The organism is Corynebacterium jeikeium (genome assembly GCF_000738175.1).
Classification (GTDB): domain Bacteria; phylum Actinomycetota; class Actinomycetes; order Mycobacteriales; family Mycobacteriaceae; genus Corynebacterium; species Corynebacterium jeikeium_C.
In genome coordinates this window covers 82854-98540 of record NZ_JFCH01000007.1, presented here as the reverse complement: position 1 = coordinate 98540, position 15687 = coordinate 82854, and the positions used below count along the sequence as shown (strand labels likewise).

Annotated in this window: 11 protein-coding genes and 2 pseudogenes; 8 read left to right on the top strand and 5 right to left on the bottom strand. The window is 64.2% G+C overall.

Annotated elements, in window-relative coordinates; genetic code table 11:
- From JQ46_RS11300 to JQ46_RS00420, 3 genes and pseudogenes are all read left to right on the top strand, one after another.
- Positions 1-834: pseudogene (locus JQ46_RS11300) on the top strand (Fe-S oxidoreductase); the annotation flags it as partial.
- Positions 835-1154: 320 nt separating this feature from the next.
- Positions 1155-2042: a hypothetical protein gene (locus JQ46_RS11295; RefSeq protein WP_034984460.1), complete on the top strand. Its 888-nt coding sequence runs from the start codon at positions 1155-1157 to the stop codon at positions 2040-2042.
- Between the two features lie 95 nt (positions 2043-2137).
- Positions 2138-3382 carry a pyridoxal phosphate-dependent aminotransferase gene (locus JQ46_RS00420; protein ID WP_172457266.1) on the top strand — a complete coding sequence of 415 codons (1245 nt, stop codon included), beginning with the start codon at positions 2138-2140 and terminating at the stop codon, positions 3380-3382.
- Positions 3383-3442: 60 nt separating this feature from the next.
- Here the strand turns inward: JQ46_RS00420 and dcd are convergent, their stop codons facing one another.
- Together dcd and JQ46_RS00410 are read right to left on the bottom strand one after the other, a co-directional pair.
- Complete coding sequence (gene dcd / locus JQ46_RS00415) at positions 3443-4009, bottom strand: dCTP deaminase (RefSeq protein WP_034984458.1); 567 nt, start codon at positions 4007-4009, stop codon at positions 3443-3445.
- Between the two features lie 50 nt (positions 4010-4059).
- Positions 4060-5421, bottom strand: coding sequence for a UDP-glucose dehydrogenase family protein (locus tag JQ46_RS00410; RefSeq protein WP_034984457.1), 1362 nt, complete (start codon positions 5419-5421; stop codon positions 4060-4062).
- A gap of 507 nt (positions 5422-5928) precedes the next feature.
- Here JQ46_RS00410 and JQ46_RS00405 point away from each other — a divergent pair.
- Both JQ46_RS00405 and JQ46_RS00400 read left to right on the top strand, forming a co-directional pair.
- A complete protein-coding gene (locus tag JQ46_RS00405; protein ID WP_034984456.1) occupies positions 5929-6291 on the top strand; it encodes a hypothetical protein in 363 nt (120 codons plus the stop codon).
- 54 nt (positions 6292-6345) lie between these two features.
- On the top strand, positions 6346-6705 hold the full coding sequence (locus tag JQ46_RS00400; protein WP_034984455.1) for a hypothetical protein: 360 nt from the start codon (positions 6346-6348) through the stop codon (positions 6703-6705).
- Positions 6706-6947: 242 nt separating this feature from the next.
- Here JQ46_RS00400 and JQ46_RS00395 read toward each other — a convergent pair whose 3' ends face one another.
- Entirely contained in the window at positions 6948-8669 is a 1722-nt protein-coding gene (locus JQ46_RS00395; protein ID WP_034984453.1) for a VanW family protein, read from the bottom strand.
- A gap of 41 nt (positions 8670-8710) precedes the next feature.
- Positions 8711-9916: a glycoside hydrolase family 3 N-terminal domain-containing protein gene (locus JQ46_RS00390; protein ID WP_034984451.1), complete on the bottom strand. Its 1206-nt coding sequence runs from the start codon at positions 9914-9916 to the stop codon at positions 8711-8713.
- A gap of 92 nt (positions 9917-10008) precedes the next feature.
- Here JQ46_RS00390 and JQ46_RS00385 point away from each other — a divergent pair, with 92 nt between their 5' ends.
- The 3 genes and pseudogenes from JQ46_RS00385 to JQ46_RS11400 all read left to right on the top strand — a co-directional run.
- Positions 10009-10548, top strand: a complete 540-nt coding sequence (locus JQ46_RS00385) for a universal stress protein (RefSeq protein ID WP_051876174.1) — start codon at positions 10009-10011, stop codon at positions 10546-10548.
- 98 nt (positions 10549-10646) lie between these two features.
- A complete protein-coding gene (locus tag JQ46_RS00380; protein WP_005297166.1) occupies positions 10647-10853 on the top strand; it encodes a DUF2613 domain-containing protein in 207 nt (68 codons plus the stop codon).
- Between the two features lie 14 nt (positions 10854-10867).
- A pseudogene (locus JQ46_RS11400) lies at positions 10868-12940 on the top strand (DUF3367 domain-containing protein); the annotation flags it as partial.
- Positions 12941-14319: 1379 nt separating this feature from the next.
- Here JQ46_RS11400 and JQ46_RS10855 read toward each other — a convergent pair.
- Complete coding sequence (locus JQ46_RS10855) at positions 14320-15615, bottom strand: acyltransferase family protein (RefSeq protein WP_080719459.1); 1296 nt, start codon at positions 15613-15615, stop codon at positions 14320-14322.
- Between the last annotated feature and the right edge of the window lie 72 nt (positions 15616-15687).

Below are 15687 nucleotides of genomic sequence, written 5' to 3'. Positions count from 1 at the left end.
GACACTCAGGAAGCACCGAAGGCTGGCGGCGCACCTGCAGCTCCGGGTGCTCCGGCTGCCCCGGGTGCTCCAGCAGCCCCGGGCGCACCGGCAGCACCTGCTGCTCCGGCTGCTGAGTCCAACGAGTCTGCAGAGGCTCCGAAGGCTGAGCAGGCCGCTCCGGCGGCACCGGCTGCACAGCCGGCTCAGGATGGTGGCCCGATCAAGCTGAACGCCACCGCTCCGGGTGCCCCGGGCGCACCGGGTGCTCCTGCCGCTCCGGCCGCAGCTCCGGCTGCCGCCGCTGGTGCAGGCGCCGCCGCTGGCGCGGGCGCTGCTGCAGCCGCTGCCTCCGACGACTCGGACAAGGCAGAGGCACAGGAAGCCGCACCGGCAGAGGCTAAGGCTGAGTCCGCTGAGGCTCCGCAGGCCGCACCGGCAGCTCCAACAGCCCCGGCAGAACCGGCAGAGCAAGCACCACCGGCCGCTCAGCCCGCACAGGATGGTGGCCCGATCAAGCTGACGGCCACTACTCCGGGCGCACCGGGTGCCCCGGCTCCTGCAGCCCCGGCTGCAGCTGCTGCTCCCGCTGCTGCCCCGGCAGCTCCGGCAGAGGATCAGAAGGCTGAGGCAGAGGCTCCGACCGAGGAGCCACAGGCCGAAGTTGAGCAGGCTGAGACCGATCAGACTGAGGCCGAGCAGGCCGACACCGAGCAGGCCGAGGAAACCCCGGCAGAAGAAGCTCCGGCTCAGCCAGCCCAACCAGCACAGCCGGCCAACGATGGCGGTCCGATTAAGCTGACCAACATCGTCCCCGGCGCTCCGGGTGCTCCTGGCGCACCGGGCGCACAGTAAAAGCGACTAGCTCGCACGCTGAATAGCGGCGGCGGGTCCAGCAACACGCTGGATCTGCCGCCGCTGTTGCTTTCGCCGCCAGCGCGATGTCCCAAATCTTCCATTTTCGACGTTTTTCACTGAAATGACGGAACCGTCAAAACTCTTTGACCTGCACACATGGAATAGTTATAAAAACAGCGTGGAAGATTTGGGACATCCGCCCTCCGGCCAATCCCGGGGCTGAGAATGTACCCGTGGCGCGCAATATTCTAGAATGAAATCTCATAGAAAGAGCCCACGCGCACAAGCCTCACGCCCACAGATAGAGGTAGGTTTCCATGACTGACGCTGATTCGAACGACAAGAACAACCCCCTCAACTCGGGGAAGTCCGTCAGCGACGCTGAAGAAACCTCAGTAATGAAGGCTGTCACCGACTCTGACCTAAACGCTGGTGGCGCGGCTGCCGGTAGCGCGGCCGGTAGCGCGACCGGTAGCACGGCGGCCGATGCGGGGTCCGGTAGCGCGGCTGCTGGCGAAGCCTCGGGCGCGGCCGCTAACCCCAATACCCCGCAAGCCCAGGAGAACCCCGAGGCCCCGGAGACCCCAGAAGACCCCGAGAACCCAGACGAGCTGGAAGAAGAAAAGCCAAAATCCGGCCTCCGGAAGTTCTTCGGGATCATGCCCTTCTGGGCCTGGGTACTCACCCTGGGCCTGATCGCCACCATCGTCGTCGCCATCGGTGCGTTCGCCACCATGCGCTCCACAGAAACCGGCGCCCCCGGAAGCTCTAGCAACACTGAGCAGCTGAAGCCCTCGTACCCCAAGCCCACCACCACCGGAAAGTACGATGACGACGAAACGCCGCCAACCCCAGACGCGGGTCCCGGCTACGGAGGCGGCAACCAGAACTACTACGCGCCCCAGGAGCCCGTGCAGACGGAGCAGGAAACCCCCACCGAGTCCGAGTCCGAATCCGAAAGCTCCAAGCCGTCTAGCAGCACGAAGTCCTCTCGCCCGCCACGCGATAACGAACCGCGCCCCAGCTCGCCAAACCGAGGCACTCCTCGCCCCGGTGGCATCGGCGGAGATGCCGGTGGCAACCCCTCCCCCGGCACCGGCAACAACGGAAACGGCAACGGCAACGGCAATGGCGCTGGCGCTGGCAACGGTCCTGGCAATGGCGCCCCGAACCCCGACGAAAACCCCGCCCCGCGCAACAACTAACCCACCCGACAGCCTCACCTCTACCGGTCGAACCGCGAGGGGGCGTCAATAAGAAAAACTATAAAAATAGCAGCCACAATGGCACAATGGGGAGAATGAGTACCCCCAAACGCCCAAGCGAACTGCGCACGCTGGATCAATCGACGAAGCTGCAAAACGTCCTCTACGAAATTCGCGGCCCGGTGAACACCGAGGCGGAGCGAATGGAGGCCGACGGGCACCGCATCCTGAAGCTCAACACAGGCAACCCCGCGGTGTTCGGCTTCGAGGCGCCGGATGTGATCATGCGCGACATGATCGCCGCGCTGCCGACGGCGCAGGGCTACTCCACGTCGAAGGGCATCATCAGCGCCCGCCGCGCAATCGTCTCCCGCTACGAGGTCATCCCGGGCTTTCCCCAGTTCGACGTCGAGGATGTCTACCTGGGCAATGGTGTATCCGAGCTGATCACCATGACGATGCAGGCGCTGCTCAACGACGGTGACGAGGTGCTGATCCCCTCCCCGGACTACCCGCTGTGGACCGCCTCCACCTCCCTGTCCGGCGGCCGCCCTGTGCACTACCTGTGCGACGAGGAGAACGACTGGATGCCCTCCATCGAGGACATCAAGGCGAAGGTCACGGAGCGCACGAAGGCCATCGTGGTTATCAACCCGAATAACCCGACGGGTGCGGTGTATTCCCGCGAGATCCTGCAGCAGATCGTGGACGTGGCGCGCGAGCACTCCCTGCTGATCCTGGCCGACGAGATTTACGACAAGATCTTGTACGACGATGCCCAGCACATCAACATTGCTTCCCTATGCCCGGACCTGCTGTGCATCACCTACAACGGCCTGTCGAAGGCGTACCGCGTGGCGGGCTACCGTTCCGGCTGGATGGTGATTACCGGGCCGAAGGGGCATGCGAATGGCTTCATCGAGGGCATTAACGTGCTGGCGGGCACGCGCCTGTGCCCGAATGTGCCGGCGCAGCATGCGATCCAGGTGGCTATTTCCGGCCGCCAGTCCATCGACGATCTGGTGCTGCCGGGCGGGCGCCTGCTGGAGCAGCGCAACGCCGCTTACGAGGCACTGAACGAGATCCCGGGCGTGAGCTGCGTGAAGCCGATGGGTGCGCTGTATGCCTTCCCCCGCCTGGATCCGAATGTGCACGAGATCCACGACGACGAGCAGTTCATGTTCGACCTGCTGCGCTCGGAGAAGATCCACCTGGTGCAGGGCACGGGCTTTAACTGGCCGACCCCGGACCACTTCCGCGTGGTTACGCTGCCGTGGGCTCGGGATCTGCGTGCCGCGATCGAGCGCTTGGGTAACTTCCTGGCCAGCTACCGGCAGTAGCTGTTACAGGCTGGCGCCCTTTTGGGGCGCCTTTTTTATTGACGCCACCTCGCGCCCCAGCTAGTTCTGGAAGTTCAGGTAGGCCTTGGAGGGGGTCGGGCCGCGCTGCCCCTGGTACTTGGAGCCCAGGGCGCCGCTGCCGTAGGGGGCTTCCGCCGGGCTGGTCATGGTGAATAGTGCCAGCTGGCCGATCTTCATGCCTGGGTAGAGGGCGATGGGCAGGTTGGCGGTGTTGGAAAGCTCCAGGGTGATGTGTCCGGTGAAGCCCGGGTCGATGAACCCGGCCGTGGAGTGCGTCAGCAGACCCAGGCGGCCCAGGGAGGACTTGCCCTCCAGGCGGCCGGCCAGGTGGGCGGGGATGCCGAAACATTCCAGGGTCGCACCCAGGACGAACTCGCCGGGGTGCAGGATGAAGGCTTCGTCGTCGGGGACTTCCACCAGGGTGGTGAGTTCCTCTTGCGGCTGCTTCGGGTCGATGTGCGTGTACTTGGAGTTATTGAACACGCGGAACAGGCCGTCGAGGCGCACGTCGATGCTGGATGGCTGGACCATCTGATCGTCGTGGGGGTCGATCGTCAGCTCGCCGGAGTTGATGGCGGCGCGGATGTCTCGGTCTGAAAGTAACACGCTCTATAGCCTAGCGGGTGTGGCGCTGTGCGCAGCCAGCTAGCCGTGTACTAGCCCCGCCCCAGCGCCAGGAAGTTCCAGCCCGCGGCTTCCCATTCTTTGCGCGGCAGGCAGTTGCGGCCGTCCAGCACTGTGGGGTTGTCCCCGGCCACGAACTTGCGGGCAGCTACCGGGTCGAGCTCCTGGAACTGCTTCCACTCGGTTGCCACGATCACGATCTCCGCGCCTTCGAGGGCTTCCTCTACGTTCGGTGCGTAGGTCAGTGTGGGGAAGATCTTCGCGGCGTTCTCCATACCCTGCGGGTCGTACACGGTAACGTTCGCACCACTCAGGGACAGTGAACCCGCTACGGCCAGGGCCGGGGAATCGCGCACATCGTCGCTGTTGGGCTTGAAGGCCGCGCCGAGGACCGTCACGTTGCGGCCGATCAGGGAGCCGCCCAGCGTCTCCCGCGCCAGCTCTACTGTCTTCTCGCGGCGGCGCATATTGATGGCGTCCACCTCACGAAGGAACGTCAGCGCCTGGTCCGCGCCGAGCTCACCTGCGCGCGCCATGAACGCGCGAATATCCTTCGGCAGGCAACCGCCGCCGAAGCCCAGGCCGGCGCCGAGGAACTTGCGCCCGATGCGCTCATCCATGCCGATCGCGTCGGCGAGTGCGGTGACGTCCGCGCCGACGATCTCGCACAGCTCCGAAACAGCGTTGATGAAAGAGATCTTGGTGGCCAGGAAGGCGTTCGCGGAGACCTTGACCAGTTCTGCGGTCGGCAGGTCCATGACCAGGAACGGGGTGCCTTCGTCGAGCGCGGGGGCGTAGATCTCGCGGGCGAGGTTCTCTACCCGCTGCTGCTCGGCGCGATCGTCGCTGTTGGAGCTATCGTCGCCGAGACCGAGGACGATGCGGTCTGGGTGCAGCGTGTCTTTCACCGCGTGGCCTTCGCGCAGGAACTCGGGGTTCCACGCGATGGTGATTTGGGCATTGTTTGGGGACGCCGCCACGATCTCATCCGCCTTCTGCTGCAGCTCGTGCGCAGTGCCGACCGGGACGGTGGACTTGCCGAAGATGGTGTGGTTGCCGCTAGCCAGTGGGGCAAGCGTTTCGATGACGGCATTTACATAGGTGGTGTCCGCTGCATAGGAGCCCTTGCGCTGCGGGGTGCCCACGCCGATGAAGTGGACGTCGGCGAACTCGGCGGCTTCGGCGTAGTCGGTGGTAAAGCGCAGGCGGCCGGCTTCAATGTTGCGGGTGAGGATCTCCGGCAGGCCGGGCTCGAAGAAGGGCACGCGACCTTCGGAGAGAGCTTGGATTTTATCCGGGTCGACATCGACCCCGAGCACGTCGTGGCCCATTTCGGCCATGCAGGCGGCGTGAGTTGCGCCAAGGTATCCGGTTCCAAACACTGTCATACGCATAGCAGGCAAATTTACAATTGCCAGATGAACAGAAAGTGACCTTCAGGTGACCTTGCGGGCAGTTCTAGGTTAACGGGACTTAAGTGCAGGTGAACGAAAACTGAGGCGGGACTGGGCACTGAATAGTCGCGCTCTACCCTAAATCCTGAGCTTCTTTGGGAGACACGACCTCTTGCACCCCCTTAATTCACCCCCTAATGTGAAGCAGGCACAAAGAGTTCTTATCGACATATTTTTATGCGCATACCTGGGGAAATGACGTGGAATTCAGGAAGCATTCCCTAGCGCTCTACCATAAGTGACCCATATCACCGAGAAAACCCCGTCTTCGCTTAGCGGAACATTAAAACCCCTGTTAAGGTAGCTATCTGTTAGGACTTGCCAGCGTTTCAACAGCTTCGTAGCCGGAATCTCTTATGAAAGAGCTAGTGGCGATCAAGGAGCCAAGAGAAACTTAAGTGAAGTCCTTGACTTCGAACCACTCACACTTACAGAAAGGCATTTCAGATGCGTAAGTTCCGCAACGCAGCTCTGGCTGTTGCTACCGCTACCACCGTCGCCATCTCCGGCGTTTCCGTTGCTGCTGCTGAGAATGACACCACCCCGGGCTCCATCACCAAGGAGCAGGACGGCGCCTCCGGCTCCTCCAAGGTGAAGGAGAAGCTGGCTGGCTCCGAGGGCAAGCTGGGCTGGACCCAGGAATTCGACGCCAACGACGTTGCTAACTGGTTCAAGGGTGAAGATAACAACACGCCTTGGTGGGCCAAGCTGTTCATCGGTGGCGGCATCGCTGCTGCCGCTGCTTCCGTTCTGGGCCTGATCGTTGCTCCGGCCTACAACTTCCTGAAGTACAACGGCTTCCTGGGCTAATCCAGAGCTGCAATTCTCTTTCATCACAAGATTTCAAGGAAAAGGATTTCTAACATGAAGAACTTCCGCAAGGCCGCTCTGGCCATCGCCACTGCTTCCTCCGTTGCTCTGGGTGGCACCGCTGTTGCATCCGCACAGACCGAGGATCCATACCGTTGCCCGCTCTACGGCTCCACGGAGCACTGCGGCGACAAGGTGACCAACGACGGTGACAAGACCAAGAACTACGGTGACACCCTGAACCCGACCGGTAAGATCAGCGGCGCAAAGGTCTTCGGCCCGCAGCAGATCGAGAACCAGCCGGGCTGGTGGATCCTGACCAAGACCCTGTCCTTCACCGCTGTTGTTGGCGCTATCGCTGGTGTTGGCATCGCCATCGGCAACTACCTGAAGAACCAGGGCATCATCATCTAAGACCTGTTAGAGCTTTAAGCTCCAGGCTTTGATACGCAAAGGGGCGGGAACGAGACTTCGTTCCCGCCCCTTTTAGCATGTGCACAACACCGGTTGTTCTAGCGTCCTTCGCACCCACAAACTGCTCTCCACGCTTCTGTCTGAAGCACGACGTAGGCCGGTTCCAGAGATAGTGAGCGTTGGGCTGCTCGTCCCCCCCCCCCGGCCCACAACCCTAGGGCTAGGGCCAGGCGGCTTAGCTCCTACTTACAGCTCACGATCGGCTGCGGGTCGTAGACCGTGCGCTGGGTCTCGCGGGAAAGCTCCTTGCCCTTCAGGTCCTTCACCACGCGGGTGTCGGTGGTGGTGAAGCCCGGCGCGCCGGAGGATGGCGAGCAGTCGTCACCGTCCAATTCCATCTTCTTCGGAGACGTCGGGTTCGTACGCTCGCCCGGGATGGATTCCACATCCACCTGCTTCACACCGTGCAGACGCACTGTGACGGAATCCCCACTCACGTCCGTGGTGATGCGCACGGGCGTGTCGAACGGGTTCTTGAACTTCAGGTCGATCGCGCCCTCGTACACGGTCGCCTCGCGGCCAGCCGGGTAGCGGGAAATGTAATAGGAGTGCGGGGTGTGCGCCACGTCCTCCATGCCGGCGAAGTACGAGGCGTTGTACAGAGTGGTTGCGAACTGCGAAATACCGCCGCCAACCGCCTTACCGGCGTGGCCGTCGATAATAATTCCGGACTCCACAAAGCCCTGTGCAGTACCGCGCGGCCCGGTGTGACCATTCAGAGAGAACGTCTCCCCCGGCAGCACAATCGCACCATTGACCATCTCCGCCACGCGGCGAATGTTGGTACCCGAAGGGCCACTGAAACCGCCAGTGGTGAAGGTGCCCACCACATCGTCAAAGTGGGCCTTCTTCGCCTGCTCGGTGGTGTACTCGGCCTTCTTATCCTCGTACACAACCTCGTGGTCGCGCTTCTTCTTATCCAACGCCTTGGCCTGCAGGTCGCCCAGCGTTTCCTTCCACTTGATCTCCACACCATCCTTGGACGGCACCACCGTGATGTCATCGCCGTGGAACTCGAAGCTCGCGTCGCGGTACTCCACCTCAGTGCTGGAAAGCTGCTCACTCAGGATCTCCTGCGCCTTCTCCGTGTTCCACTCCGGCATGAACTCGCCGCCGTCCACCTTGAAGGTCAGGATCTCGTGCCAATTCTGCGGAGTGATCACACCGTCAACCTTGTCGCGGCCATGGAACACCAGGTTCTTCGCCGTCGCCGGCTTTACATACTGCTTGGCGGCTCGCTCGGCGGCGTCCTTATCCGCATCCGCCGGGGTGATCGTGGCCTCCACGTTCACGCGCCCATCGGTGTTCAGCCAGTTTTCCCGCACCTCGGTATCCAGCAGCTCCCGATCCACGGTCTGCCCTGGCTTGTCCTCCTTAATATCCGCCTTGCCGTCAGCACCGACGGACAACTTGGCGTTTTCCGCGTCGCGGGTAAGCTCCCGCTCCACGCGGTTCAGGGACCGGTTCAGGCCCTCGTCCGTAATCTTCGAGATAATGCCCACCTCGCGGGTCTCGAAGAAGGAACGGATGCGCGTGATCGGGTTCAGTGGCTGCTGGCCCGCCTGGTCCACCGTGGCACCCCAATCCACCTGCATGCCAGACTTGGCAGGCTCGATTGTGGAGCTCATGTTGCCCGCCAGAACCGTCACCGGCTGGCGGGTACGTTCGCCCAGGTCATTGCGCAAACGCTGCTCCGCCTGGGACTTATCCACACCACTAATGTCCACGCCGCCGACGGTCACGCCGCGCGGCACCTTGCCCTCACTCATGGCCAGATCCACGCCGTAGAGCAGGCCCCCCAGGCCGATCAAGCCGACGAAGAACCACGCCCACCACGGAATGCCGCGGCGCTTGCGTGGCTTGACGGGCCGACGGCTCCGGTTAGTCTGATCCTGAGAATTCACGCAGGTTAGTGTATCGCGAATCCCCCGAACAGGGAATTCTTTTACTCCGTTACACAGGTGCGATTCACAGAATCTCGCACCTGATCCTCAGGAATCCGCCCTTCGTCGATCGCCACGCGGATGGCCTCCACCACATCGGGGATCTCCACTGCCCCCGCTGCGGCAAGCGCCACGTCCGCTCCCGCCTCCAGCGCGGCCACGGCTGCCTCCGGGCCGGGGTAACGATCCGTCACGGCCTTCATACCCGTTAGGTCGTCGGTGTAGATCACGCCGTCGAAACCTGGGGCGTCATGCTTCGGCCCATAACCACCTTCCCGCAGCAGCTTGTAGGCCGCAGGATTCACCGAAGACGGCAAAGGCTCGCCCAGCCCCGGCACCTCCACGTGGCCAACCATCACGGCCATGCCCTCAACATCCACCAGCTCGCGGAAAGGCAGCAGGTCGTTGCCCTGCATCTGCTCCAGCGGCGGGGTGGTCACAGCACCCATGTGCGAGTCACCCGTGGCGTGGCCGTGGCCTGGGAAGTGCTTCAGCACCGGGGTCACGCCCGCCTGCTGCAGGCCCTCCGAGTACGCGCGCGCGTAATCCGCCGCCACCTTCGGGTCGGCGCTGAACGAGCGCGAGCCGATCGCGTTATCGGAAACCTCTTGGCCGCCGGCCAGATCCACCACCGGCGCGAAGTCCACGGTGATCCCCAGGTCGCGGACCTTCTTGCCGTGTTCGGCCATGAGGTCGCGCACCTGCTCGGGGCTCATCGTCTCCGCCATCTGCTGCGCACTCGGCAGCTCACCAATAATCTCTGAAAGGCGCTGCACCAGCCCGCCTTCCTCGTCCACGCTCACCGTCAACGGTTCGCCCGCGCGTTCCTCGAGCGCCGCCAGGCTACGCGCGGGATCGCCCTGCCCATTCAGAATGGATTTATCGGTCTGCGAGCCGATGAAAAGGTGGCGCACACCTTCGTCGACGGCTTGTTCTGCTGATTCGTAGGTGGTGACGCCCACAGCAAGCATCCGGCCAGCCATCTCCCTCGGGGCCATGCCCTCCACCCGGGCACACGCCTGCTGGTTCTCCGCTGGGGGCGCGCTGGGTTCGGCAGCGTCGGAGCTTTCGGAGCTGGGCGCGGCGGAAGTGGCTGCGGATGTGGAGGTATCGGCTGGCTGGTCAGTGGGCGTCGATAAGGAACAAGCGCTAGAGGCAACAACAAGAACGAAACCTAAAGCGCCAGCGGCTACGTGTCTACGGGGCATAGTATTAACGTAGTAACAAACGCAACAAGCAGTGCACCAATCGTGCAGTGCCACTGAGTTGCCACCGAAGTGCCCACCGAGGAGCGATACACATGACCGAGCAGGCAGAACAAGCCCAGCAAGCACACCAGCCGGCCTTCGACGCGAGCGGCGATACCGTCCTGATCGCCTACGACGGCTCCGCCGAAGCCCGCGGCGCTGTGGAGCACGCCGGGCGCTTCCTGTCCGCCAAGAACGCCTACATTCTGACCGTATGGGAGCCGATCCACCGCCAGGCTGCGCGCGCGGCGGGCATGAGCGGCATGATGCAGCACGATTGGTCCAACGAAACCGGCGAGCAGCCGGAGGACGACGATCCGGCGTACGCAGAGGCCGTGAACATCTGTAACGAGGGCGTGGATCTGGCCAACTCCCATGGTTTTGTTACCGAACCCTTTCTGGTAGAGTCCGGAACAGCTATTTGGAGCGCCATTGTTGACGCTGCCGATGAACTGGACGTGGACCTGATCGTCGCAGGTACTCGCGCGCTATCGGGTTGGAAGTCTTTCCTACAGTCCAGCGTGTCGGAGAGCATCATCAAGAACGCCGGTCGTCCCGTACTCATCGTCCCGCCGATCGAAGATGAGGACTAGTTTTCCCAAACGAAGGTCTGCTGGCGTTTGATTGGGTACGATCTACAAGAAGCTAGTACGCTAAAACCACAACAATCCCACTAGGAACAGGAATTAACATGGCTAACGAAACCGCCTCTAACCGTCGCGGCCTGGGCGCACTGGTCGCCTCCGCAGTTGCAGGCCTGGTCCTGGGCGGCGCCGCAACTTTCGGCGCTGGCGCAATGGCCGATACCACTGAACTGCCCACCGACGAACAGATCGCCGTGAACCAGGACAACGCATTCCTGGGCGCCGTCCAGTACGGCGGCCGCATTTCCGAATAAAGGCACACCATCACGTGCCAACCACGGCGCATCGCCCCCTTTCTCGCCGCGCTTGGGTGTATAGCACCCTCGCGTGGTTTCTTTTCGCATTCCTACAGTCCCCCGGGCTGACCTCGGCCGACACGAAGCTGGACCTCACGGCCAACCCCTGGGGATTCCTCCGCCAAGCGCTATACCCCTGGACGGATACCTTCCCGCTGGGGCAACTGCAGAACCAGGCCTACGGGTACCTGTTCCCGCACGGCCTGTTCTTCGCCGTATTTTCTTTCCTGCCCGATTGGGCCACGCAGCGTCTCTGGTGGGGGCTGCTGCTGGCGCTCGCGTTCGCCGGCACGGTCCTGCTGCTGCAGCGGCTAAGCATCGGCAGCCGCGGCTCGCGCGTGATCGCGGGCATTCTCTTTGCGCTCTCCCCGCGGATCCTCACCACACTCGGGGCCATTAGCTCCGAGGCGTGGGTGTGCGCGCTGGTGCCGTGGGTGCTGTTGCCCGTGGCGAGCGCGGCGATGGTGACGCGAGATGCCCAGCTAGACCGCCGTACACGCTCCTACCTGGCGAAATACGCCCTGCTGAGCGCCCTGGCCGTATTGTGCCTGGGCGCGGTGAACGCCGTCGCCACCGCCGTGGCCATCCTGCCCGCCGTGATCTTCTGGCTGGGCATGTGCATCCGCCGCCCGCGCGTGGGCCTGTACTTCGCGCTGTGGTGGGTGCCCGCAGGCCTGCTGGCCACGTTCTGGTGGATCGGCCCACTGCTCCTGCTGGGCAAATACTCCCCGCCGTTCACGGACTACATCGAGTCCGCATCCCTGACCACCAACTGGATGAACCTCGCGGAGATCCTGCGCGGCACCACCAGCTGGACCCCCTTCCTCTCCGCCGAACGCCAGGGCGGCTACGAGCTGGTCGGCGAGCCCGTCTTCGTCGCCGGCACCCTGCTGGTGGCATTCCTGGGCTTATGGGGGCTCACCCGCCCGCAGCTACCTTTCGCCCGCCGCTGGCTGGCGATCCTGCTGCTGGGCGTGGCCGCGATGGTCTTCGCCACCGCCCCGATCTCCCCGCTGGCCTCCTGGGGCCGAATCTTCCTGGATGGCGCGGGCGCGCCGCTGCGCAACCTGCACAAGTTCGACCCCCTGGTGCGATTGGCGCTGGTGGTGGGCATCGCCCACGGCCTGGCGCGCCGGCCCTGGCCGGGGCTTAGCCGTGAGCGCTGGGCGCGGTGGCTCCACCCGGAGAAGCACGCGGAGGTCCCCCGCGCCATTGCCATCTGCCTGCTCGTCGTCGTGGTCACCGCCACGGGCTGGTCCGGGCGCATCGCCGCCGCGGACGCCTACCGGAGCGTGCCCGACTACTGGACCGAGGCCGCGGACTGGCTGAACTCGGAAGTCGCCAAGGAAGCAGGGGAAACCCACGCCCCCGCCCGCACCATGATTCTCCCCAAGGCGCGCTTTGCTCGCCAGACCTGGGGAAACACCCGCGACGAACCCGCCCAGCCCCTGTTGGACGTGCCGTGGGTCGTGCGCGACTCCGTGCCGCTAGTACAGCCCGAGGCCATCCGCGGTCTCGACGGCGTGCAGCGGGAGCTGGAAGCCGGCACCGCCATCCCCTCCCTCGCCGCCGCACTGTGGCAGCAGGGCGTGGGCTACCTGGCACTACGCTACGACCTGACCACCGCCGCCGACACCCCCGGCGCCAAGCGGATCGAACGCACCCTCGAGCGCTCCGGAGGTTTCAGCAAGGCCGCCGCCTTCGGCGACGACGAGCAGGTGCGGATCTATCGGGTCGATCCTGTCGCTTCTGACACTGCAGGCACTGAGGGTACTGAGGGCACTGCGGGTGACCTGCGGATTATTGACGCCGAACGCCTCGACGTCTCCCATTCCAGCGCCGAATCCCTCCCCCGCCTGGCAGCGGCGGACGCGGCCCTGGGTAGGCAGGGTGCAGCACGGGCGCGTGTGGGGGCGTCACAAGGCAAGGAACTAGAGCTACCCGCGCAAACGGTGACGGACACGCCCGCGCTGCGCGACCACAACTACGGCAACGTGGTGGGCGCGGACAGCGAGATTCGTAGCGAAGACGACCCGGTGCAGGTGCTGAACCCGGTGCGCGACTACCCCGTGCGCGATGCGGACGGGCAGGAGGTTCCGCCGGAGCAGATGACGCGCGTGGAAGGCCGCGGCGAGGTGCGGGTCTCCTCCACCGCCGCGGACCCGACGAGCTTCGGCGGGGCGGAAACGTACTCTTCCGCAACCTCCGCGGTGGATGGTTCGCACAGGACAGCATGGCGGCCGACAGTCGGCAACGTGGCGGGGCAGTACATCGAGTTCCGCATGGACGAGGCATACAACAGGCTGGGCTTGCACCTGGACATTCAGGGCCGGCCTGCGCGTGTGCAGGTGACGACGTACCTGCAGGGGAGAATCGTGTCGGGCACGTCGGCAACCCTTAAGACCGGCGAAACCAACAAGGTGAAGGTTCCCGCCGGGCGGGCCGATGCGATCCGCGTGACGATCGTGGGCTCCTTCGGCGACTTCGGCGTGGCCGAGGCGAAGGTGCTGGCCGATGGAGAGAAGGACGTCACGCCGCGGCGTGTGCCGACGGTGCCCCCGGTGGATGGCGGCGACGACTCACAGGGCAACGCAGGGGCAACACTGAACCGGTGGGTATTCGGCCAGGAAATCAGCGAATCCGTCATGCTTCGCGGCTTCGAGGTGCCGGAGGCAATTGGCAACGGTGCGGGCGAGCTGCCGGTCGTGGTGCACACCTCCGAATGCGCCCGCGAGAACCCAGCACCCGTGACCATCGACGGCAAGGACTACACCTGCGGAGACACCCTGAACCTGCCCGCGGGCAAGCACGTGCTGTCCACCACGGCACGCTGGGCGGCGCTCTCCGTCGCCGAGCCGCTATACGGCGCGGCGGTGCGGGAAACCCCGGCAGCACAGCCGGTGGAGCAGGCCAGCCCGCGGGAGCAGCTGGCACCCGGCGAGCAATCCACCCGCCTGGAGGCCTCGGATAAGAAGCGCGTGCTGTTCAGCCCCTCGCAGGCGAACCCTGGGCGCATCGCCACGCTGGAAGAAGGCGGCGCAACCACACAGCTCACGCCAATCACGGTGAATGGCTGGCAGCAGGGGTGGATCGTCCCGGAGGGCAAGTCCGGGCTGGTCAAGATCCACTTCGAGGGCACGAAACTATACCGCGCATGGCTGGCCATCGGCCTGGTGGCGGCGCTGGTGCTGGTGGGACTGTGCATCTTCGTGGTGCGGCGGACCCGCCGGATGCCGGCGCTGCCGGATAGTGCGGCGGCAGCGATAGCTGAGACAGCGGCAGCAAGCAAGACCCAGCCTACAGAGCGCACCCCACGCAGTCGTGCCTTCCGCCGCACCATCCAGGCGGGCAAGGCCATCACCGGGGCGGCCGCGTTCCTGGCGCTATTGCTGTGCATCCGGGGCGCCTGGGGCAGCGAAATCTACTACGCGGGCGGGTTCGTGGTAAACGGCGCGCTCGCAGTCGTGCTGCTGGCCGTGGTGGTCTCTGTCTTCGCTACTGCAGCCTCTGCAGCGCGAGCCTCGCGCTTGGCATCCCGCGCCGAGCGCCACCAGGAATTAATGGACCGGCGCGCGGGCTCTTCCACCAAGGAGTAGCTCAACGCGGCCACCGGCACGCTCAGCACGAACGTTGCCACCAGCACCAGGGCGGTGTGCCCGCTGAACAGTTGCACGCCCAGCAGCGGGAACACCAGCGATAGCAGCGACATGTGCCACAGGAAGATCGCGTACGACCAGCGGCCCAGCGCCTGCATCGGCGCCGACTCCAGGAACTTCGACCGCGGTGCCAGCGTATAAGGAATGATCAGCGCGGCAGCGAACACCAGGCCATATAGCGTCCGGCGGGCGAACTCCGCCGGCGCCGCGTGCGTCAGGCCCTCCGGTCCGTCCGAGGCCGCGACCGCCAGCGCACCGATGGCCAGCAACCAGAACACCCAGCGAAACTTCGCTACAAATCTCACCTCCGGCAGCTGGTACCGGGCGTCAATACCCTCGGCTCCATCCTTGCCCGTGCGCGCGTAGGCACGATCCTGCACGATAGACTCCAGCTCCGCGCCGAGCAGCCCCACCCCGAACCATGCGATAAACGCAGGTGGCATGATGTGCGGGTTCAATCCACCCGGCGCCGGCGGCTCGGCGAAGGCGGGGATGAAGGCCCAGCCGAAGCTCGCCACGGCCACCACGACAATCCACACGATGCGCCATTTTCTTTCTCGACGCCCCCACGCCACCGCAATCACAGGCAGCACCAGGTAGAAAGCCATCTCTACGCACAAGCTCCACAGGTGGGTCAGCCCGCCGATCAGCCCACCGTCGACGTAGATCTGCACCATGATGACGTTCGAGATCATCTGCCACACCGTCGGCGAGCCCGCAACCGGGAAGAACAGCAACACAACCGCGACGGTAACCAGGTAAGCCGGGAAGATGCGCCCCAGGCGCTTCACGTAGTAACCCGCTAAGGTCAGCAGATTGTCCTGCGAAGTAGATACCGCAAAGTCCGCGCGGTGGCGGCGCCACAGCAGAAACCCGGAAAGAGCGAAGAACACGGGCACGAAGAAGTCCGTGCGCGCCATCATGCGGTTCAGCAGGTTCCCCGTATCCGCGCCGGTTTGGAACGCAACGTGCGTGATGATGATGCCAGAGCAGGCAATCGCGCGGAGGCCTTCCAGTGCAGGTAGGAAGGGCGCGGGGCGGGCGGAGGGAATCTTCGTGCTCATCGGGATCAGCTTAACCGACCGGCAAGCGAAAACACCCCCGAAGACTTTTCTAGAGAAATATTTTAAATCTGC